Source organism: Mycoplasmopsis phocirhinis (assembly GCF_004216495.1).
Lineage (GTDB): Bacteria > Bacillota_I > Bacilli_A > Mycoplasmatales > Metamycoplasmataceae > Mycoplasmopsis > Mycoplasmopsis phocirhinis.
Map to the genome: position 1 here is coordinate 479,343 of NZ_CP034841.1, position 23,371 is coordinate 502,713.

Below are 23,371 nucleotides of genomic sequence, written 5' to 3' on the forward strand. Positions count from 1 at the left end.
TTCAATAATTTGCTATATGAATTAATAATATGTAAAAATATATAATTTTTTTAGCAGACTAACAATAAGAGTGCTAAAATATTTATATTAAAGGAGGTTATATGAACCCAAACGATTTTAATTTAGATGACATTTTTGGTAATTTAAACCCCAAAAAAAACAATAAAAAAGAAGATGTTCTTAAAATATACGGGCGTAATTTAACAGATCTGGCCGTTAAAAATGAATTAGACCCTGTTTTAAACCGCGATGATGAAATTCGACGTATTATAAGAATTTTGAGCCGTAAAACTAAAAATAACCCGCTGTTAGTAGGTGAACCCGGTGTTGGTAAAACAGCAATTGTTGAAGGTTTAGCCCGCAAAATTGTTGAAGGACAAGTTCCTGAAAATTTAAAAGGTAAAGATTTAATTGAATTAGATTTAACCTCCATTATTGCAAATGCTTCATACCAAGGTCAATTTGAAGGTAGATTAAAAGAAATTCTAAAAAAAATTGAAGAAAGCGATGGCGAAATTATTTTATTTATTGACGAAATTCATATGTTGATAGGAACTGGCCGAAATGATAAAGGTTCAATGGACGCTGCTAATATTTTAAAACCGATGATGGCGAGAGGTAAATTACATCTAATTGGAGCCACTACATATGACGAATATCGTAAATACATTGAAAAAGATGCTGCTTTAGAACGAAGATTGCAAAAAGTTGATATTAACGAACCTAGTGTAGAAGATACAATTGCAATTTTGCGTGGAATTAAGCAACGTTTTGAAAATTTTCACAATGTTAAAATTCAAGATGATGCAATAGTTGCTTCTGCTCGTCTTTCTTCTAGATATATTTCAGATCGTTACTTACCAGATAAAGCTATCGATTTAATTGATGAAGCAGCTGCTACAATTAAAACCGAAATTAATTTTAAACCCGAAAAATTAGAAGTATCACAACAAAAACTTGCAATGCTTGAAATGGAAAAAATTTCACTTGCCAATGACAAAATAAATAAAGAAAAAAATAAAAATCGCTTAAATGAGTTAGATACTTTAATTAAGCAAACAAAATTAACTATCGATAGTTATCAAAAACAATGAGATTTTGAAAAACAACGTTTAGAAACACTTTCAACAGCCAAATCTAAATTAGAAAATTTAAAACACCAACTAACAATTTATCAAAAAAATGCTGAATTTGAAAAAGCTTCAAAAGTTTTATATGTTGAAATTCCCGAATTGGAAAAACAAATTATTGAGTATCAAAAACAAATTAACGATTCATCTGCATCGCTAATTCAAGATACAGTTACTAGTGAAGAAATTGCTTCCATCGTATCAAAATGAACTAAAATTCCAGTTACAAAATTACTAGAAAATGATAAAACGAAATTATTAAATTTAGAAAATGAATTGCAAAAAAAGGTTAAAGGTCAAAATCAAGCAATAAAATTAGTTAGCCAGGCAGTTTTAAGAGCTAAAGCAAACATTAATGACCCCAATCGACCTCTAGCAAGTTTTATGTTTACAGGTCCTACCGGTGTAGGGAAAACAGAATTAGCTAAAGCACTTGCTTTTTCACTTTTTGATTCTGAAAAACAAATGATTAGAATAGATATGTCTGAATATATGGAAAAACATTCAGTTTCAAAAATTATCGGTGCTCCTCCTGGTTATGTTGGCTTTGATAGTGGGGAACCTTTAACCGAAAAAATAAGAAAAAACCCATACACAATATTATTATTTGATGAAATTGAAAAAGCGCACAAAGAAGTCTTAAATATTCTTTTACAAATACTCGACAATGGAGCGATCACTGATTCTAAAGGTCGAGTAGTAAATACAAAAAATTTAATTGTGATCATGACCTCGAATTTAGCAGCAAACATTCAAGATTTAGACCAACAAATTCAAAATGAAGACTTAAAAATTGAATTATTAAAATTTTTATCACCTGAATTTTTAAATCGCATCGATGAAGTGATTAAATTTAATTCTTTAAGTGAACAAAATGTCATTGAGATCGTAAAATTAGAATTGCAAAAATTAAATGCGAGAGTATACGAAGCAAAAGAAATTAATCTACTTTTTACTCCAAAATGTATTGAATTTATTGCTAAATCTGCTTATGATTCACATTTTGGGGCACGTCCTATTAAAAGATTTATCCAAAATAAAATCGAAAGTGTTTTAGCATATAAATTAATTGAAAATGAACTTCAATCAGGTTCAAATTTAAATGTTGATGTCTTCGCTGGCAACATAATTATAAAATAGTGATCATCAAGGGATGATCATTTTTAAATCAAAGACAAATATTAAATTAATATATTTGGTATCATATAAATTATGGAGAAAATATGAATGTAAAGCAGTGAAAAACATATCAACTTTTACTCGAATTTACACAAATATGCGAGAAGAATAATTTAAAATATTCATTATTTTTCGGTTCAATGCTTGGGGCAATAAGACATAAAGGTTTTATTCCATGAGATGATGATTTGGATATAGTAGTGCCAATTCAAACTTTTGATTTTTTTATTAAAAACCATAATAAACAATTTTTACACAATGATAATAGTAATAATTTTTTACTATTTGCTAAATACACAAACGATAGCGAAAATGATCCAGACGCAACATTTATTGATGTTTTTGTTGTAGTTAAAACTGATAATCATAAACTAAAAAAATATTCCTCTATAACCAATAAAGTCCGTTATTTACACAATTACACACATCGTAATCTTTTTAAAAGACAATGAGGAATGAAATTAGTTAAATTCTTTTTCGCTTGAACTTGGTTATTTAAAAAAATAACTTTCAAACAAATGTACTCATTGCTTAATAACCCACACGGTGATCTTTATCATGTTTTATCTTGACCGTTTAAAAGTCAAATAAAAACAGGAACATACCAAAATATCAATTTTGACAATTTAATAGAAGTAGATTTTGAAAACACTAAAGTTAAAGTGTTTGCCAATTATGAAGATATTTTAATTTCAACTTATGGCAAAAAATGAGCAACACCAATTAAAAAACTAATTTCAAAACATCTGGGTATGTATGATATGGATGTTTTTACATTTAGACAAAGGAAAAATCAAAATGAAAAATAAAACACTTTGAAAAACTAAGGCCGATATTATCGGTTTAAACACAAGACCTCTACGAGTGGTAATGATAGGAGATTCGTTTTTACCACATGTGGATGGAGTTATAAGAGTAATGCAAAATTATATTGAACAATTCCAACAAAAAAACATTGAGTTTTTAATTTTGGCACCAGCATACACTAATTATGATTTAGACGAGGACAATAAACTAACTTATAAACCTATGCGTATTAAACCTAGTTTAATTAAATGAGGCGGCTATGAAGTTATACGTACTCCATTACATATAAATGAATTGAAACAAATTGACCAATTCAATCCTGATATAGTTCATGTTCATTCCCCATTTTTTGCTGGTTCGATTGCTAATCAATTGAAAAAAAGATACAATATTCCTGTGGTTTTTACTATGCACACAAATTTTAAAGACGCAATTGCTAAGTCATCAAATAGCGCTATGATTGGAAAAATTGGTGAATTAGTCGTTCAACAATTTGCGAAGTCTGTTGATTGTGTAATCCACGTTTCAAAAACATCTATGTTAAGTAGTGGCTTTAATTTATTAAATTCAAGGCATGAAATAATTAATAACGGAACTAAATTTAATTTTGATACTAATAGTGAATCTTTAGCACAACAAGCAATAAATAAATTTAAAATAAACAAAAATAAAAATAATCTTTTATTTGTTTCACGTTTTGTATGAGAAAAAAACATTAAATTATTACTTGATAGTTTCAAACAAATTTTAGCAAAAGATAATAATTTTTCATTAACTATGGTTGGTGGCAATTGAAAAGAGGATGAAGTAAAAAAATACGCCCACGAATTAGGAATATATGATCATATTATATGGACAGGGCTTGTATATGATTTTAACGACTTAAAAGGTCTATATTTATCACATGATTTATTTGTTTTTCCTTCTGTATTTGACACTTTTGGTTTAGTTGTGCATGAAGCAGCATCACAAAAATTAGCTTCATTAGTAATTTCAAATTCAGCTGCTAGTGAAAATATAATTGATGGAGTTAATGGCTATACTTCAACCGAAAATTCTACTGAATTTAGCAATAAAATTATTGAAATTTTCAAAAATAAAACACAATTAAAATTAGTTGGTCAAAACGCAACAAAATTACCTTACAGTTGATCACAATCAGTAGATAAAACTATTGAACTATACATTGATGTAATTAAAAATTACTATACAAAAAATAGGGAAAAAAGACTTCAAAAAATGGCTATTAAAATTCGTAATAAATTTAGTGGTGCTTTTAAAAAAATAAACAAGTAGTTTAAAATCTACTTGTTTATTTTGTTATTAAATTTAAAAATCCTTAATTTGCTTTCAACTTAAAGGTCAATTTTTTGGACTATGTTTTGTTTTTTTTATCACAACTACAAAAGAATATTCGTTTAAAGAATTTACATACTTTAAAACACTCACATTTTCTTTTTCGTTAGGAAATTTAATTAAAAATTCATTTAATTCTTCGTCGTATTTTTTGCCTTTTGGTAAAAATAAATATCCGTTCAATTTCAGTAAATGATGGCTTAACATAAACATATTTTTGATACTAGAAACCGCCCGAGCTGTAACTAAATCAAAGTTTTGTGAATATTGTTTAGTATTTTCTGCTCTTTCATTAACAATGTTAAAATTTGCTATTTGAAGACTATTTTTTACATTATTTAAAAATTCACAACGACTTTGCATTCCCTCAATAATAGTTAAAAAATAGTCATTATTTTTTAATAAATGAGGTAGTGAAGGAAAACCAGCACCAGCTCCAATGTCGGCAATTTTTTTTGATTTAAAATCAAAATTAATTTGACTTGCCAATTCCATTACGGCAATTGAATCTAAAACACCTTGCTTTTTTAATTCATCAATATCTTTAAAACCGGTGATATTTTTATACTGATTAAAGTTATGAACTAAATGTATATATTTTTCAATTTTGCTATTCATTATTTTAAAATTTCTTCAGTTATTTGTTCATATAATTCAGTTACTGAATTACCTGTGATTGATGCTGAAATTACCCCAGCTAAAAAATCATCTAAACTAATTATATGCAATTTATCAAATTTGGCAGCTAATTCTGAATTATCAATCGAATCAGTAACAATTACTTTAGATACATTGGGGTTGTTTTGAAAAATTTCAAAACCACGAGTAAAAATTCCGTGGGTAGCGGCAACGACTATTTTTTTAGCACCGTGTGCCTTTAGTGTGTCTACAGCTTTAATAATAGTTCCACCTGTATCAATAATATCATCTATAATGACAACATTTTCGTTTTCAACTGAACCTATTAAGCCCATTACTTCTGTTTGATTAGTGCCTACTCTTCTTTTATCAATAATACTGATTTTAATTGAATCACTGATTAATTCAGCTAATCTTCTTGCTCTAATTGTCCCACCATGATCTGGCGAAACCACTGTAAAAGGTTCGTTTAAACTTTTAACAGCTTTAGCAATTGGATATGCTCCTCTTAAATCATCAATAGGTATATCAAAAAATCCTTGAATAGCAGGATTATGTAAATCTACAGCAATAATTTTTGTAGCTCCTGCTGTTTGAATTAATTCAGCAAATAATTTTGCTCCAATCGGTTGACGACCGCTTACTTTATGGTCTTGGCGAGCATAACCGTAATAAGTTAAAGCAACAGTTATTGAGTTAGCACTGGCTCTTTTTAATGAGTCAATAAATAACAATAAATCAACATAATTATCATTAACGGGTCTTGATGTAGAAGCAATAATATATACATCTTTGCTCCGAACAGTCTCGGCGCTAACCAACATTCTTTCACCATCGGCAAAAATAGTTTTTTCTACCGAAGAAACGTGCATATTTAATTTTTGAGCAATTTTTTGTGTAAGTAATTCTGTATTTGGCATCGCAAATAATAAAACATTTTCAAATTTCATAATTCACCTCTTTAAATATTTATAATAATATTATATTCTCAAAGTAAGTTGAATTATCATTTTTTTAATAGTTAACGAGTGTTTTTTTTGACCAAACTGCGTAATTTTTGTTCGAAAAAATAAAATTAAAAAAATAACTTGAAATATAAATTTTATATTATAATAGATATGCTATTTCAGCAATGTGGAGGGGTAGCGAAGCGGCCAAACGCGGGTGGCTGTAACCCACTTCCTCACGGTTCGGGGGTTCGAATCCCTCCCCCTCCACCATTTTGCCCCATAGCCAAGCGGTAAGGCATCGGTTTTTGGTACCGACACGCGTTAGTTCGAATCTAACTGGGGCAACCAGATATCACCTTCAAGGTGATTTTTTATTTTCATTATGTTATAATAATATCTATGAATACAACTAATAACTTTAAAGCACAAATAAATACAAACAATAAAATTATTGCCGGTTCGGTTTTGTCTTTTGCAATTGGTTTAATTGTGGCAATTCTTGGAGCAATTACTTTTACCACAACATTCAGTTATATTAGTCAAAACGCTTTATCATTGCCATTTTTAATTGTAGGTTCTATTATTGATTTTATTTTAGTGATGATAATACTATTTATTGGACCAAAGATGAAATCATATATTATTGCTCCACTTGCAACAATTTCAATGTTTTTAGTAGGTTATTTTACACTCGGATATATATTCCATTTCACCGATGTATCGCAAGATATTGTAAAACTTATCGCTATATTTTTTATACCTGCTGCCGCGATGCTTTTAATGGCAACACTAGCATACTTTAATGTGATAAAGTTAAATAAAATTTTACCTGTTAGCTTATTTGTACTAATAACACTTTTTATATTAATACTTGTTTCTTGATTTAGTTCGCAACAATTAATTTTTACATTAATTAGTGCTCTAGGTTTTTTACTAACAGTACTTTATATGGGTATTGACTGAATAATAATAATTAAATTTAACCGTAATTTCAAAAATCTTTCTCCAGAACAACAATCTAATTCAGAATTAGTTAAGTGAAGTATTTATTTCGGCTACAAATTAGCATGAGATTTTATCTATGCAGTAGTTTATATATATCAATTATTTAGAAATTAAAGTTGGCTAGCCAACTTTTTTTATTCAAAATTATTAACGCAATAAAAAAAATGGCGATCACGAGAGGATTCGAACCTCTGACAACAAGCTTAGAAGGCTTGTGCTCTATCCTGCTGAGCTACGCGACCACGTAAAAATATTCTAATATATTTTTATTAAAAAACAAAAAAATAATATATTTTTTTATCTTAATAACACGTCATTACTCATTTTATATCTATAAAATGAAAATTTTAGTAAAATAAATTTATTAATAATTATTTAATTCAGGAGATAAAATGAATAATAAATTTACAGAACAAGAACTCGTTCGAAGAAATAAATTAGAACAATATAAAAAAAATAACATCGTCGCGTATAAAAAGGCATACAATCTAGGAGATTTAAGTTACAGCCAAGACTTAACAAGCGAATTTACCAATTTCACTAAAGAAGAATTACATGATAAAAAAATCTTTAAATCTATTGCCGGCAGATTAATTGCAAAGAGAGGACCTTTTTTAGTAATCAAAGACTTTCAAGGTACTATTCAGTCTTATTTTAATAAAAAAGAAAACTCACAATATGCAGATTTAGTTGAAACTTTTGATATTGGAGATATTATTTGGGTTTATGGCGAAGTAATGAAAACTATGACCGGTGCTGTTGTAATTAAAACCAACAAAATTGATATTTTATCTAAATCACTAAAACCATTGCCTGAAAAATACCACGGTTTAGTAGATGCTGAAGAAAGATATAGAAAAAGATATGTTGATTTGATTGTAAACAATGAATCTAGACAAAAATTTTTAAATAGAATTAAAATAACACAATGAATTAAAGATTATTTCAATAAATTAGGTTATTTAGACGTTGAAACACCATTTCTGCATGATTATATTTCCGGAGCAGCAGCAAAACCTTTTGTTACACACCATAACTCGCTTAATCAAGAATTTGTGTTGCGAATCGCAACTGAAATTCCATTAAAAAAACTAGTTATAGGTGGTTTTGATCGTGTATATGAATTAGGTAGAATTTTCAGAAATGAAGGCTATGACACAACTCATAACCCTGAATTCACAACAATTGAATTTTATGAAGCTTATTCTAATGTTGAAACAATGATGGAGCGAACTGAAACCTTGTTCAAAGAATTATGTGCTAAATTAGGTAAAAATAAATTTATAAACAATGGTGTTGAAATTGATTTATCACAACCATTTAAAAGATTAAACATGGTTGATGCTGTAAATGAAAAAACCGGTAAAGATTTTAGAAATATTAGTCTAAAAGAGGCTATTGAAGTTGCAAATAAATTTAAAGTAAAATTATCTAAATTTTACACTGTTGGACACATAATAAATGCTCTTTATGAGGAATTAGTTGAAAAAGAGTTGATACAACCAACTTTTGTTTATGGACATCCAATTGAAGTATCACCACTTTCAGCAGTTAGTGATGACCCTAAATTTACTGAAAGAGCAGAATTATTCATTAACACTAAAGAATACGCAAATATGTATACTGAGCTTTCTGATCCTATTGACCAATTGCAAAGATTCAAAAAACAAATTGAGGAAAAAGCAGCCGGTAATGATGAGGCAAGTGATATAGATTGAGACTTTATTGAAGCATTGGAATACGCAATGCCACCAACCGGTGGTTGCGGAATTGGTATAGATCGTTTAGTAATGTTGCTTACTGAAACCAGTTCAATTCGTGATGTATTGTTATTTCCGACATTAAGAAGAATTAAAAAATAATTCCTAACTCATAGGAATTATTTTATTTTATCCCGAGTTTCCAAGTTAGGGTCATTTTTTAGCGTTTTTCGCCATCTTTATACTAAAGTATAAAAAAATTTTTTTAAATTACAAAATTACATTGTAATTATGATATAATTTAACTATGGAAAAATGGGTTATAACACAATCAAAAAGAAAAGATAAAACATATGTCTCGGTCGCAATACCGGCTGGATTTGGAAAAGGTTATAAAAAATCAATTGGAATAGGTAATTTAGAAACATTAAAAACTTTAAATCTAGACCCTATAAACGCCCTTAAGGTTGCGTGTGCTGATTGAAATACTGAATGAAATAAAGAAAAGATATTATCAAAAGTAAAGGAGGTTTTAGCTCAATCTAAAAAAGAAATCCGAAAACAAAATTTTGGTATAAAAGCATTATATGAATTATGTGATAAAATCAACCCTTTCAAATTGTGTGAAAAAAGCAAATCAAAAAATCTTTTAGATATTGCCAAATATATAATCACTTCACGGATCATCAACCAAGATAGTTTGATCAAAATGTATCAACAAAAACATCTTTATGATTTCAATAATGACTTCAAAAAATCTACTTTTTATAATAGTTTAGATTATGTAACCAATAATAAAAATGAAATTTTAAAACAATTAAATAACTCATTAACTTCAAATGCTAGCCGTGATATTGAAGTGTTGTGATATGACTCAACAACAGTATATTTTGAAAGTTTTGCGAGAAAAGGATTGAGATATCCTGGTTATTCAAAAGGCGGAAAATTTAAAGAAGATCAAATAGTAATTGGAATGATTACTGATTGTAATGGAATTCCATTTCATTTCAAAATATTCAAAGGAAATACTGCTGATATGAACACTTTTATACCTTTTATATTGGAAATACGGGATATTTATAATATAAAAAATGTAACAATTGTCGCAGATAGAGGAATGAGCACAAACCGCAACATACGCTTTTTAGAATCTTTAAACATAGATTACATACTCTCTTATCGTTTGAAATCTAGTACAAAACAAAGAAAAGAATACACAATTAACCAAAACGATTATATTCGTGTAAACAAAGATTTTAAATATAAAGAAATAGAATTTATGTCGCTGTGAAAAAACAAACGGTTCAACGGTCATAAAAGAAGACAAATAATGACCCATAGTAAAAAACGAGCAGCAAAAGATTTTAATGATCGTATGCAACTAATTGAAATTTTCAATAAAAAACAAAAAAATGGTAGAGTAATTGAAACAGATTTAATAGCTGCCAAAAAGCATAAATTTTTTAAAAAAATTGGAGCAACTTCTTATTATCAATTAGATTTAGAAAAAATTAGTGAAGATGAACAATTTGATGGTTATTATGTGTATGAAACTTCAAGAATAGATCTTAAGCCATTAGATATTGTTGATTTATATCAAAAACAATGACAAATTGAAAATAATTTTAGAAATTTAAAAAATTGTTTAAAAATTAGACCTATGTATGTTTGGAGTGAAAATCATATTGAAGGTTATATTACTTTATGCTTTATTTCATTGGTTTTATTACAGTATGGTTTAAATATTTTGAATAAATATGTTAAAAAACAAACAAAAATAGACAAAAATTATTCAATTTCCAATTATGTAGACGCTATCAAAAATGCCGAAAAAATTCAAATTTTAATTGATAACAAAATTATTAACGAATACAACATTGAAAATACTGATAATGAAAAGGAAACAATGTTATATGAATTAATTGAACAATCAATCAAAAATTACAATGTAATTAAATTATAAAAAATTCCGAAAGTACCTTAAAATGAGGTATTTACGGAATTTTTTAATTTGCAACTTGGAAACTCGGGAAAATATATTCCCAATACAACTACATTTCAATATAATTCTAATTGCAAAAACAGCACAGTATTGATAAGGAGAATTGCGAACAAAAAGTTAATATTAAATGTATAAATTAAACATCAAAATTAATAAAATTATTGACATAATATACATTTTAGTGAATTATCAAGCATAATAAATAATTGATTTTTTTTGCGATATTAGTCAAAAAAATTTTTGTTTGCTTGGTTTAAATTAAATTTTTTAAAAATTTTAGATTCTTTATTGAGTTAAGATATTACCCGAGTTTCCAAGTTAGGGGTCATTTTTTAGCGTTTTTCGCCATCTTTATACTAAAGTATAAAAAAATTTTTTTAAATTACAAAATTACATTGTAATTATGATATAATTTAACTATGGAGAAATGGGTTATAACACAATCAAAAAGAAAAGATAAAACATATGTCTCGGTCGCAATACCGGCTGGATTTGGAAAAGGTTATAAAAAATCAATTGGAATAGGTAATTTAGAAACATTAAAAACTTTAAATCTAGACCCTATAAACGCCCTTAAGGTTGCGTGTGCTGATTGAAATACTGAATGAAATAAAGAAAAGATATTATCAAAAGTAAAGGAGGTTTTAGCTCAATCTAAAAAAGAAATCCGAAAACAAAATTTTGGTATAAAAGCATTATATGAATTATGTGATAAAATCAACCCTTTCAAATTGTGTGAAAAAAGCAAATCAAAAAATCTTTTAGATATTGCTAAATATATAATCACTTCACGGATCATCAACCAAGATAGTTTGATCAAAATGTATCAACAAAAACATCTTTATGATTTCAATAATGACTTCAAAAAATCTACTTTTTATAATAGTTTAGATTATGTAACCAATAATAAAAATGAAATTTTAAAACAATTAAATAACTCATTAACTTCAAATGCTAGCCGTGATATTGAAGTGTTGTGATATGACTCAACAACAGTATATTTTGAAAGTTTTGCGAGAAAAGGATTGAGATATCCTGGTTATTCAAAAGACGGAAAATTTAAAGAAGATCAAATAGTAATTGGAATGATTACTGATTGTAATGGAATTCCATTTCATTTCAAAATATTCAAAGGAAATACTGCTGATATGAACACTTTTATACCTTTTATATTGGAAATACGGGATATTTATAATATAAAAAATGTAACAATTGTCGCGGATAGAGGAATGAGCACAAACCGCAACATACGCTTTTTAGAATCTTTAAACATAGATTACATACTCTCTTATCGTTTGAAATCTAGTACAAAACAAAGAAAAGAATACACAATTAACCAAAACGATTATATTCGTGTAAACAAAGATTTTAAATATAAAGAAATAGAATTCATGTCGCTGTGAAAAAACAAACGGTTCAACGGTCATAAAAGAAGACAAATAATGACCCATAGTAAAAAAAGAGCAGCAAAAGATTTTAATGATCGTATGCAACTAATTGAAATTTTCAATAAAAAACAAAAAAATGGTAGAGTAATTGAAACAGATTTAATAGCTGCCAAAAAGCATAAATTTTTTAAAAAAATTGGAGCAACTTCTTATTATCAATTAGATTTAGAAAAAATTAGTGAAGATGAACAATTTGATGGTTATTATGTGTATGAAACTTCAAGAATAGATCTTAAGCCATTAGATATTGTTGATTTATATCAAAAACAATGACAAATTGAAAATAACTTTAGAAACTTAAAAAATTGTTTAAAAATTAGACCTATGTATGTTTGGAGTGAAAATCATATTGAAGGTTATATTACTTTATGCTTTATTTCATTGGTTTTATTACAGTATGGTTTAAATATTTTGAATAAATATGTTAAAAAACAAACAAAAATTGACAAAAATTATTCAATTTCCAATTATGTAGACGCTATCAAAAATGCCGAAAAAATTCAAATTTTAATTGATAACAAAATTATTAACGAATACAACATTGAAAATACTGATAATAAAAAGGAAACAATGTTATATGAATTAATTGAACAATCAATCAAAAATTACAATGTAATTAAATTATAAAAAATTCCGAAAGTACCTTAAAATGAGGTATTTACGGAATTTTTTAATTTGCAACTTGGAAACTCGGGATAAAAGAATAATAAATAATACAAAAAGCGCAAATGCGCTTTTTTGTTATTCGTTATATAAACCAATTTTATCAGGATGTAAAGGATTTTGATTAATATCTATTTTTTTGATTATCCCTTTATCAATATGAATTACACGATGACACATTGCCGACATAGCAGGGTTATGACTGACCATTACAACCGTAGTATTTAAATTTCTATTGATGTTATATAAAGAATTTAAAACAATTCGTGTTGTTTGTTCATCCAAAGCTCCAGTTGGTTCATCAGCAAAAATTATAGGTGCATTTTTAGCTAAAGCACGCATAATTGATACACGTTGTTGTTGGCCACCTGACATTTGTGAAGGAAATTTATTAATTTGTTCAGTCATATCGTAGGTTTTAAGTAGTTCAGTTAAATTTAGGCGTCTTGATTTATCTTTTTGCAATCAAACTCCTGTCATTATATTGTCAAAAGTATTGAGATTTTCTAATAAATTATAGTTTTGGAAAATGAAACTAACTGAATCTCTGCGAAATTTGGTAAGAGTTCGATCTGAATAGTATGGAAGATTTATATTATTAACAATAATATGACCTAATGTTGGTCTATCTAAACCCGAAATAAGATTTAACAAAGTTGATTTTCCACCACCACTAACACCCAAAATTAAAACTATTTCACCGCGTTTAATTTCTAAATTTATATGTTTTAAAACTTTTGTAACAACGTTTGCCGTTAAATAATATTTACTCACATCTTTAACTTCAATAATATTATCGCCTGTATTTATTAATTTTTCGCCTCCATCTTTTTTTCGTTTATATTTAGCTATTTTTTTGAGAAAACGTGCTACTTTTGAAGACACACTAAAACTATTAACATCGCTTAATGAATTGACGAATTCAAAAATATTTTTTGTTGTTATTTTATTTTTGGTGTCTAGTTCACTTGTTTGAGCTCTTAAATCTAAATATTGGGTTTCTTCAGGACTGAGTTTAGGTTTTTTTTTGAATCAATTTTTATTAGGCTTGTTCATTATTTTCCTTTCAATAAATCAACTGGCTTCATTTTATTGACTGTAATTCATGTGATAAATGAAGTGATTATGAATATAGCAAAAATTATTATTGTTGTGATTAAAACATGGACTCAAGTTAATGAAAGAGATAATGCAATATTTGTAAAATTCAATAAAAATAAATTAAATATATGAATTAATAACAACACAGCTGGAATAGCAACCAAAATTGCTAACAAAATAAATGGTATATAAACGCCAAAATACATTTTTGTTTTTTCTTTTTGATTATAACCAAGAATAGATCAAATTGCTATATTTTTTTGATTTTCACCAATCATTATTGTTGACATAATGACTAAAATAATTAATGATATTACAAAACTTAAAGCAATAATCACTATTGAAACTGTTTGAATTGTTGAACTAATTTGACTGATAAAGCCTGCTTCTATATCTTTTGAATCAATAGATGTAGAAAGAGCAACATAAATTTTATTATTGTAAATGTCTGCAAATTTGGTTAATGCTTCTTTGGGTTGATTGCGAATATTTTCAAAACTAACTTGGTCAAAACTAGATTTGGTTGGGTCTAAAAATTTCATTATTTGGTTAGCATTCAGTGTTTTAGAAAGTAATCCGTTTTGCGGATTAAAAATTTGGTCAAACATTGATTTTAAAGTTTCTGTTGAAGCGGTTGATATGTCAAAAGAATCTAAACCAGATCAATAACCACTCATTGAGTATAATCCTGTAGAATTTGTTACTTGTAATGGTTCAGCATTATTGGTTAATATACCATTAAACTTCACAAAATTATCTGGTAATTTAAACAAATCAAACCCAATCAATTTATTTGCTGCGTCGTATGTGGTTATGTACTCGCTGTTGATGTATGTTGCGTTTATACCGACTACTTCAAATTCGGCAGTGTATTTTTGTGTTTGTTCGTTAATTTGAGCAATTATTTTATCGTGAAATCTGTTAATATGATTATCAATATTTAATTCAATTCGATCACCAACATTTAAAGATCTTTTACGGGCTACAATTTCATTGATAACTAAAGGATAAACGTTTTGTTTATCAAAACTATATAACTCACGATATAAATTTTCGCCGTTTTTATCAACTAAATTAATAAATTGAGAATTATTTTTATACCCATAAATTTTAATTTCGCTACCAGCTAAATTAGATTGAATATAGGTATAAACTTCATCTTGATTGTTATTGAATTGCACACCACCAAAACTAATAAAGTAATCATTAATTGTTGGGCCATAAATTGTACCTATATCATTTAATCAAAAGTTGTATTTTGAATAATCAGGCTCTATTCCATCTGGTGCTTTTATAATCAAAGAGGGGTTTATTTTTTCTTGAGCAATTCTTTGTTCTAGTAATCTATAACCCTTAATTAAAAAGTTACGATATTCTAAACGTATATTAGTTTCGGTAGTAATTGGCTTTAATTGATATTCGTCACCATTTCAATAAGCATACACAAATTTACCTTGTTTTTCATAAGGCGAACGATAATATTTGAAAAAATTCACATTTTTTTGTTCTTTATTGCGCAATGATAAATTTTTAGATACAGGGTCTACAAACCAATGTAGTTCTGTTTCTTTATCTTGAGTTTTTTCTAATAGAGCACCAATTTTATCTCTAGATTTATCTATTTTAGCTTTTTGAGAATCCGGCATTGAATTATAAGCTACCAACCATGGATCTGCCGAAACACCAGCATCAACTTTAATAGCTGCTGAAAATTGAGTTAGGATGTGTGAATCAAAATCAGAATCTAATATATTGGCAATTCCATTTAATCCACCTTTATTAATAACTGACGAATAACCTGGTTTAAAGTAATCGAATATTTCTCTTTGCGATTCGATTGATTCTCCAATTGGAGTATAAATATTTTTACTTAAATCTAATGGAGAGTAAATTTTGTATGGGCCTCCCTCAAGTGTGGGGGTTTGCATATCTACTCTAAAAGTATAATGTCGATTTGAATATGTTTGTATGATTGTTTTATTGAAAGTGTTATGTGAAGCAATACCAAACATAGTTGTAAGTCCTGTTAACATTACACTTAAAGCAAAAGCGCTTAATTTTCAAAAATTATTTAAAGCTAACACAAGCGAAAATCTTGATTTAACATTTGATTTTGGTTTAAGTTTAAAGTAGTTAGTCAATAATTTGCTTTTTGGAGCTGTCACAATACCACTAATTAGTTCATTTGCTTTATATCTTAATGAAATAAGTGCAACTACAAATATCAATAAACTCATTCCAATAAAAGGAATAAATACAGTAAAAATCATTGAAACTCAATTAAAGCTAATTGTTTGTTTAGGTAATGTTCAATAACCAGAAAAAATTTCAAGTAACACTAGTTGTAATTTATTGCCGACTGTATAACCTAAAACTCCTCCAATAACAGATGTTAACAAAGCAAATACACTCAATGATAAAGCAATTTGTCAACGACTATAACCTTGTGCCACAAGAATACCTAATACTTTATACTTGTTGGCTATATATCGTTTGATAATAAATATAATTGAAACACTAACGACAAAAGACAATATGACCAATACAGTTAATGTTGTGATAGCAACAAGATCAATTATTGAATCTACAATGCTCACCCGCAATGATCTTTCAGGATTGATTGGGTCGACTTCATTGGCCAAAAATACACGTTGCAGTTTATTGGAATCGCTTATTGATGAATCTACTATTTCAGTGATTTGTTTTTTTAACTCATGATTGCTGATTTTTGTATTATTTTTTACCAGTAATGATTGTTTAATTACATTACCGCTGTAAGCTAATTTTACACGCGAAAAACCGTAATTATTAACATATACTAATGCTTGATTTTCGGTGTCTACTTGTAAATTATTTTCATCAATAACTGGATAAATATAATCAACTGTAGTTTCTTGACCCACAATGATGAATTTAACGCCATTAATATTTAAAATATATTTCGAGTCTAAATTATTAACAAAATCGTTTATTTTTAATGGGTCTGTTGGTATTTGACCGTTAAAAATTTCTTTATTATTTTTGATTAAATATGCAAAATTAGCTTTTGCTACGTAACTTGATGGTGAATTGAATACAATTTCATTAATTGCTTTAGGTTCAACAATATCTTGAATTAATTCTGGCAATATTTGAGCAATATTAACTCCAAAAACAGGCGGAATAATTTGAGATTTTGATTGTAGTTGAGCAATTACAGGACCATCAATCAATAAATTTTGCTCTTCATCAAGATTTAATGGAGTTAAGGATGTATCTTTATTAATAAAAATATTTTCTAAAAGATTATTTAATTGTTTAAATTCATCACTATCTTGATTTATTAGTTGTTCAAAGTCACCAAGTTTATTTAGAACTAAGTAAGCTAAATTACCGTTAATTAAATTATTGTCTTGTTTTTGTGATGCTAAAAAACTAAGTGAAACTTCTGGAAATATAATTCTTAAAACTGGATTAGCAACAGTGTTTGGAATACCAAAAATTTGAGTAGGTATAGTTGGTATAATTCTAGACATCATTGAAGCAGCTAAATGTCTTATTGAATAAAAACTTCGTTTTGATAGATAATTTTCAATAAATTTATTGATAATATAATGGTAAATACCATTTGGGTGAGTTGTAGAATTTGAACTAAATTTTTTACTTGCTCCAATATAAGATAATTGAGTTATTAATAATTGTTTATTGTTTAAAACTCACTTTTTATATTGGGGGTTTGAATTTAAAAGTTCTCTAACATCTTGGTTTATAAAGTTATTGTTGCTATCAGTGTCAAATATTTTAGCTGTTTGAGGGTTTGCTAAATATTCAGTAATATAGTAATTTAACGAATTTTCAAATGGAATATTTTCGCTTGTTGATTTAGCTTGTGTAAGTGCTAAAACACTCGGTTTAATTGAGAAATTTAAAAATTCTTTAATAAACTTATTCGCTTGTTTTAAATTTGATTCATTATTTAGATAAATTTGGATGAATGGACTATAAATATCAAATGCTTGAGGTGCTAAAGCGTATTCGTTTTGAATCTCAATACCAATAGAAGATTCTATTATTTTTTTGATTATCAATCATGAAGTATTACCATCTTCAAATTTGATTAAATCAAATAATAAATCGGTACCAGTTTTTTTATCTTCATCTAAAAATGTGTTTGTTGCACCTTTTGTTTGTTTAATAAATAATAATAAATTTTTAACTTTATCAACTACTAAATTTTTTGAAATATTAGGTGTAACAATATTAAATTCATTTAAAAACGCAAGATCCTCAACAGAAAAATCGTTAAGATTATAGTTTTGTTGAGATGAATTTAAAGTAAAGTTTAAAATACTAGTTAATTTTGTTTCATATTCAAAATTTTTAAATAAACTTGTGCCTTCTGTTTTAGACAAACTAGCAAAAATTCCTGCAAAATCAAAAAATGTTAGCTTTTGGTCGTCGACATCAGGAACATATACTTTTTGATTTGTTCCTCTTATTTCAATTTCTTTTACTTTATCAGAAAGATTGAATATTTTAATAATATTTTCTTTAAATGAGCGACTTGAACCCGGTAATGTGAATATAGATTTTAAAAATGAAATTATTCCATCTTTAGGTGAAATTCTATCTAAAGCAACATGATAAAATTTATCAACAAATTTTAAATTTTGTTCATCAAATTCTTTTTTATTATATTTTACAAATTCTAATTTGATTGATTTAGAAAGTTCTTCGCTTAAAATATCAAAGTCAATACTATTGATTAAATTAATGATGCCTGTTTTTACGTTTGTATAAGCAATATTTTTGTTGTCTATTGTTTTTAATTTGGCAAATATAGGTTTCAGTGGCTGAATTAAATCGGGAGCAAATATATTAAACAATCGATAAAGTATTGAGTTACTATTTTCTAAATCTATAATTTCAATTAAGTCAAGATTTTGAATAAGTTCACTTAAACCTTGTTTTAATAATTTTGCGTTAATCGAACTAAATAATCATTCAATAATTCGCCCACTACTTAATTTAGTTATGTATTGAGTACCGTTATGTGTAATTGCTTTATTATTGTAGTTTTCAAATCATTTACGCCCTTGCTCACTAAACTTTTTTAAATCAATAGCATTTATGATTTTAAGAAATGAATTAATAAATTTTGAAGGTAAAACTGAAGATTTAGCTAAAGTTTGCGGTGCTAAAAATTTATCTAAATCGATATTGGTTAGCGCTTTGATTGTGTTGAATAAATTTTTAACTTCAGCTGTTAAAAATTCTTTTTGTGCTTCAATATCTGTTACATTACTTATTTGTTTATTGGCTTGTAATAAAATTTTTGAAATTAAAGTCTTTAATAAATCTCCACTTGGACTATGGCTTAATTCATACGCGAAATCTATAATTAATTCAGGTAAAATTCCTTTATTGATTTTACCATTTGCAAAAACAGCAGCAAAATTATGTTTATTTAAAACGTTTTTTATTATTTTTGAAACTTGTAATATTTCATCTACGCTTAAAAATTCTTTTTTAACTAAATCGGAATTTAATAAATATTTTTCAATTGTTTGAGCTAGAATATCGATTTTACCATCGCGCAAAACTTCATTTATTAATTCTGTTTTTGGCGCTAAAAAATAGATTGGTATATAACTAATATTATCGAATTCCTTATCTTGTAATATTCAACCACTACCACTTGTTTTGATGTAATTTAAAGCGACAGTGAGATTGTTTTTTGATAAAAAACGTGTTAAAAGACCTATATCCATACCTTCTAAAGGCATATTTTTAGTATACTGGATTGTGAAATTATTATTTTGTTCTTGTACAATTTTATATTTGTTGCCAACACTGATAATACCTAAATTGTTAGTTTTGTTATTGTGGTTTTGATTATCATTTACAAAATCAGCCAACATTACTATTTTAGCGTTATTTATTGTTTGCTGTTCGCCATTGGCACTTACATCTACAACATTAGCAAAACGATAAATTGGTGAAATGTAATTTGGGTCCGGATATAAGTTTTTGAATATAGATTGAACCAATAAAGCTGATACATAAGGGTTTAATTGTGTTGAATTATATAAAGAATTTGTTGAATTTGATAATTGTGTCAAAGCACTTGGTTCAAATTGTTCATTGTACAATGAACCCACATTTAGTTTTATGCCAGAAACTATAAAATTTTGATCACCAGAATTAATAAAATGGAATACATTTTGTTTTGAAGTTTGTTCGTTAATCGCATCTACAGTTATTGTTTGTCTTAGCCCAATGTTATCTTTACCTACAATATCTGTAATTTTATTTACTATTAATTCTTTAGTTGCATCGTATGCCTTGGAATTGATATAAGTGTATTTTTCGCTTAAAATATTTTGATTATTCAAAATTTCAAGTTTTTGTGCATTGCTTAATTTAGTAAATTTTTCGCGAGCATTGCCAAATAAAGAATTAGACTCAATATCTACTATTGAAAGTGAGTTGTCTTGCGATAATTTGTATGGTTGATTAAGTAAATTAATTCGCTCATCATTGCTAAATAATTTAGCACGAGTAATATCTGAATAATCAAAGCCATTGCTTAAAGGCAATTTAGTTTCAATTATTTGTACATTGGTTTTATCTTGTTTTCAAAGGCCATTAGAATCTTGAATATAAGGAGTGTAAATACTAGTTTTTAATTTAAGCCAATTTGAAAATGTTTCTAATTCATCTCATTCTGGGTTGCGGTTTTTTGTTCTAATTTCACCAAGCGATTCTATATAAGTTTTAAATGCTCCGGTTCATTTTTCTTTACTGTTTTGGTTTGTAACATACGAAGTATAATAATTATTTCTTAAAAATTGAGTTTTGCTTTGGTTGTTGACGATTCAAGAACCGTTTAAATTTAAAGTAGTATTTTTATTGAAAATTTTGTTTATATTTCTTTGAATACTTATTGGTTGTTGTGAAAATATTGACAAAGGAATTTGTTTATTTAAAACGCTTAATTCGTTAATTGGCTGTTCATAATTTTTAATAATTGAATCTAAATTTTTTTGGGTTTGATTTTGAATATAAATATTGTTTTGTTCATCGCTTTGAGTGAAACCTAATACACTAGCAATTGTTTGAGGAGAAATTGTAAATGCTTTATTTTCGTTAATTCATACAGCTGCTTTTTGAAAATTTTCAGTAATTTCTCTAGTTTCAACATTGATATATAAAGGGGCTATTTGGGTTGCATAAAGTTTATTTTGAATTGTTTTAAAATTTAGAATTTTGCCGAGTTGTATTTCGTTTTCAAAAAATATATTTTGTTCAGGCTCAATTGTAATTGTTTCACTTACAGGCACATATATATTATTTTGGTATGTGAATAAAGGAAACGAGAAATTATTTTTTAATATTGTTATTTTAGCATTATTAACATCTTCTAAATCAAAATTGACTGATTTATCAATAATTTTATTGTTTTTTTCGGCTAAATAAATTGAATAAAGATTTATTAAATCATCACGACGAAAATATTTATCATTTAAAAAATCGTCGTTAAGTTTTAAATCACTAAATGACATATATTCATTTAAAGAATTTGTATATAACTCATTTTGGTCTATTGAAAAATATTCTTTAGCGAGTTGCTCATAACCGTTATAAATTCGCTGGTCAATGTCATAAATAATTGGTGTGTATGATTTTTTATTATCTGCTGCTAAAGTTTGTAAACTTTCACCATTGACAAAATAACCTTGGTTATATGCTTGTCCTTGTGTTGGTAGATTTAAATCAACACTAATGTCATGTAATTTAGAAACTTTTTTGTAATTATTAAAACCACCGACAATAACATTGCCTACATTTGAAAGTAAAGTAATAACAGCTGAACTAATAAATATTAAAATACTTAGTCCAATAACCACTACTTTATTTTTGCTTAATGATTTGAATACTTCTTTAAATAATCTTCACATGCTTTGCTCACTTTTAATTTATATATTTTATATTAAATTAAAAATATTAATAAATTTATTAAATTGATACACTGAACAGTTTTTGTGTAAATTTTAATAAAAAAACACAGTTCATTCTGTGTTTTTGATTATTATTTTTCTTCAATAACAAAGATTTCTTCACCGACATGAATTTCTTGACCTGGTTCAATTAAAACTTCAGCAATAACCCCGGTTGTAGGTGCTGGAATTTCTGAAGTCATTTTATCAGTTTCAACTGTAAAAAGATTATCACCTTCTTTTACACTGTCACCTACTTTAACGAATACTTCAGCAACAGTTCCTTCGTGCAAACCTTCACCAATATCGGTAAATTTCATTCTAAACATATTATAACTCTCCTAATAATTCTGGTTTTTGTAATAATTCCACAATTCTGTTATTTAGTCTAGCCATGTCTGCGCCATCTACTCAACGATGGTCGGCAGCGATTGATAAATAAAGTTGTTTTGATGCAGCGAATGAACCATCTTTATTTACTACAACTTCATCAGTAATAGCACCTACTGCAAGAATACCTACTTGACCTCCGTTAGGAATTGGTGATCCGTGTAACACACCAACTGAACCAACGTTAGTAATTGTAAAGTTACCTCCAGCCATATCTTTAGGGCCAATCTTTCTTTCATTAGCTAAACCAGCAAGACGTACAATTTCTTTTTGGATTTCTACAACAGAAAGTTTTTCAACATTTCTAATAACCGGAACTACTAATCCAAATGGAGTATCGACAGCAATATTAATATTTACTGAATCTGGGTAAGTGATTTCACCAGTTTCAGCGTTTCAAGAACCTAAAAATGCAGGATATTCAGTCAATGCAATTGCAGTTGCTTTAGCAATTCAAGATAAAAATGTTAATTTAACACCATCTCTTTCTAAAACTTTAGCAACATTTGCTTTACGGTAATTTCACAATGTTGATGCATCGCCTTTACGTGTAAGCACACAGTAAGCAATGTTATCCATAACATTTTTAAGGTTTTTAGCAATTGCTTTACGAATTGGTGGAATTTTTTCAACTTTAGCTTCTAGAGCTTTTGGTTTAATCATTTCTGACATTTGTTATCCTCTTTCTATAACCTTATTAAACTAATTTAATATTATTTTTCAGCTTTAGCTTTTAGTCTTTCAAGGATTGCTCTCTCACGTGGAGTTAAGTCACCTTCCATAACTTTTTCTTCTTTTTTAGGCGCAGCGCTACTTGTAGATTTTTTGAATGATGAAAAATCTAACAATTCATCTGAAACACTAATTTGACCAACAACAGCCGGTGCTGCTTGTTCTTTTTTTTCTTCGTTTGACATTATGCCTCCTTGTATGAATTTATTTGATTAATTAATTGCGCAATTTTACGATAATCGATTATTGATGCGTGATTTTACAATCGCTAAACTGCTATTAATATTATA

The 23,371-nt window shown here is 27.4% G+C and carries 14 protein-coding genes and 3 tRNA genes; 9 read left to right on the plus strand and 8 right to left on the minus strand.

The features are described from left to right. Positions 1 to 101 precede the first annotated feature (101 nt). The 3 genes from EG856_RS01895 to EG856_RS01905 all read left to right on the plus strand — a co-directional run bounded on the left by EG856_RS01895 (position 102) and on the right by EG856_RS01905 (position 4,412). A complete protein-coding gene (locus tag EG856_RS01895; protein WP_130429446.1) occupies positions 102 to 2,270 on the plus strand; it encodes an ATP-dependent Clp protease ATP-binding subunit in 2,169 nt (722 codons plus the stop codon). 83 nt (positions 2,271 to 2,353) lie between these two features. Further along, complete coding sequence (gene mf1, locus EG856_RS01900; protein WP_130429447.1) at positions 2,354 to 3,118, plus strand: diacylglycerol cholinephosphotransferase Mf1; 765 nt, start codon at positions 2,354 to 2,356, stop codon at positions 3,116 to 3,118. Then, a complete protein-coding gene (locus tag EG856_RS01905; protein WP_165381420.1) occupies positions 3,108 to 4,412 on the plus strand; it encodes a glycosyltransferase in 1,305 nt (434 codons plus the stop codon). Before mf1 ends, EG856_RS01905 begins: the two co-directional genes overlap by 11 nt. 33 nt (positions 4,413 to 4,445) lie before the next feature. Here EG856_RS01905 and rsmG read toward each other — a convergent pair whose 3' ends face one another. Together rsmG and EG856_RS01915 are read right to left on the minus strand one after the other, a co-directional pair. Next, positions 4,446 to 5,090 carry a 16S rRNA (guanine(527)-N(7))-methyltransferase RsmG gene (rsmG, locus tag EG856_RS01910; RefSeq protein ID WP_232954204.1) on the minus strand — a complete coding sequence of 215 codons (645 nt, stop codon included), beginning with the start codon at positions 5,088 to 5,090 and terminating at the stop codon, positions 4,446 to 4,448. Beyond that, complete coding sequence (locus EG856_RS01915; RefSeq protein WP_130429450.1) at positions 5,090 to 6,061, minus strand: ribose-phosphate pyrophosphokinase; 972 nt, start codon at positions 6,059 to 6,061, stop codon at positions 5,090 to 5,092. Before EG856_RS01915 ends, rsmG begins: the two co-directional genes overlap by 1 nt. A gap of 186 nt (positions 6,062 to 6,247) precedes the next feature. Here EG856_RS01915 and EG856_RS01920 point away from each other — a divergent pair. The 3 genes from EG856_RS01920 (at position 6,248) to EG856_RS01930 (ending at position 7,180) form a co-directional block, all read left to right on the plus strand. Then, a tRNA-Tyr gene (locus EG856_RS01920) sits at positions 6,248 to 6,331 on the plus strand. Between the two features lie 3 nt (positions 6,332 to 6,334). Next, positions 6,335 to 6,409: transfer RNA gene (locus EG856_RS01925), tRNA-Gln, on the plus strand. A gap of 51 nt (positions 6,410 to 6,460) precedes the next feature. Further along, the gene (locus EG856_RS01930) at positions 6,461 to 7,180 is read left to right on the plus strand and encodes an MAG0110 family membrane protein (protein ID WP_130429451.1); all 720 of its coding nucleotides are present in this window, start codon (positions 6,461 to 6,463) and stop codon (positions 7,178 to 7,180) included. Between the two features lie 51 nt (positions 7,181 to 7,231). Here EG856_RS01930 and EG856_RS01935 read toward each other — a convergent pair. After that, positions 7,232 to 7,308 (minus strand) — tRNA-Arg (locus EG856_RS01935). 150 nt (positions 7,309 to 7,458) lie between these two features. Between EG856_RS01935 and lysS the strand changes: the two genes are divergently transcribed. The 3 genes from lysS (at position 7,459) to EG856_RS01950 (ending at position 12,843) form a co-directional block, all read left to right on the plus strand. Beyond that, on the plus strand, positions 7,459 to 8,928 hold the full coding sequence (gene lysS, locus EG856_RS01940; protein WP_130429452.1) for a lysine--tRNA ligase: 1,470 nt from the start codon (positions 7,459 to 7,461) through the stop codon (positions 8,926 to 8,928). A 145-nt stretch (positions 8,929 to 9,073) separates the two neighbouring features. Continuing rightward, a complete protein-coding gene (locus EG856_RS01945; protein WP_130429453.1) occupies positions 9,074 to 10,729 on the plus strand; it encodes an IS1634 family transposase in 1,656 nt (551 codons plus the stop codon). 458 nt (positions 10,730 to 11,187) lie between these two features. Then, positions 11,188 to 12,843, plus strand: a complete 1,656-nt coding sequence (locus EG856_RS01950) for an IS1634 family transposase (RefSeq protein WP_130429454.1) — start codon at positions 11,188 to 11,190, stop codon at positions 12,841 to 12,843. A 114-nt stretch (positions 12,844 to 12,957) separates the two neighbouring features. Here the strand turns inward: EG856_RS01950 and EG856_RS01955 are convergent, their stop codons facing one another. The 5 genes from EG856_RS01955 to EG856_RS01975 all read right to left on the minus strand — a co-directional run bounded on the left by EG856_RS01955 (position 12,958) and on the right by EG856_RS01975 (position 23,266). Next, positions 12,958 to 13,935 carry an ABC transporter ATP-binding protein gene (locus EG856_RS01955; protein WP_130429455.1) on the minus strand — a complete coding sequence of 326 codons (978 nt, stop codon included), beginning with the start codon at positions 13,933 to 13,935 and terminating at the stop codon, positions 12,958 to 12,960. Further along, positions 13,935 to 21,920 carry an ABC transporter permease gene (locus tag EG856_RS01960; protein ID WP_130429456.1) on the minus strand — a complete coding sequence of 2,662 codons (7,986 nt, stop codon included), beginning with the start codon at positions 21,918 to 21,920 and terminating at the stop codon, positions 13,935 to 13,937. Before EG856_RS01960 ends, EG856_RS01955 begins: the two co-directional genes overlap by 1 nt. Before the next feature lie 131 nt (positions 21,921 to 22,051). Continuing rightward, the gene (locus EG856_RS01965; protein WP_130429457.1) at positions 22,052 to 22,288 is read right to left on the minus strand and encodes a biotin/lipoyl-containing protein; all 237 of its coding nucleotides are present in this window, start codon (positions 22,286 to 22,288) and stop codon (positions 22,052 to 22,054) included. A gap of 1 nt (position 22,289) precedes the next feature. After that, positions 22,290 to 23,021: a 2-oxo acid dehydrogenase subunit E2 gene (locus EG856_RS01970; protein WP_130429458.1), complete on the minus strand. Its 732-nt coding sequence runs from the start codon at positions 23,019 to 23,021 to the stop codon at positions 22,290 to 22,292. A gap of 41 nt (positions 23,022 to 23,062) precedes the next feature. Then, positions 23,063 to 23,266 (minus strand): hypothetical protein, encoded by a 204-nt coding sequence (locus EG856_RS01975; RefSeq protein ID WP_130429459.1) that lies wholly within the window; start codon positions 23,264 to 23,266, stop codon positions 23,063 to 23,065. Between the last annotated feature and the right edge of the window lie 105 nt (positions 23,267 to 23,371).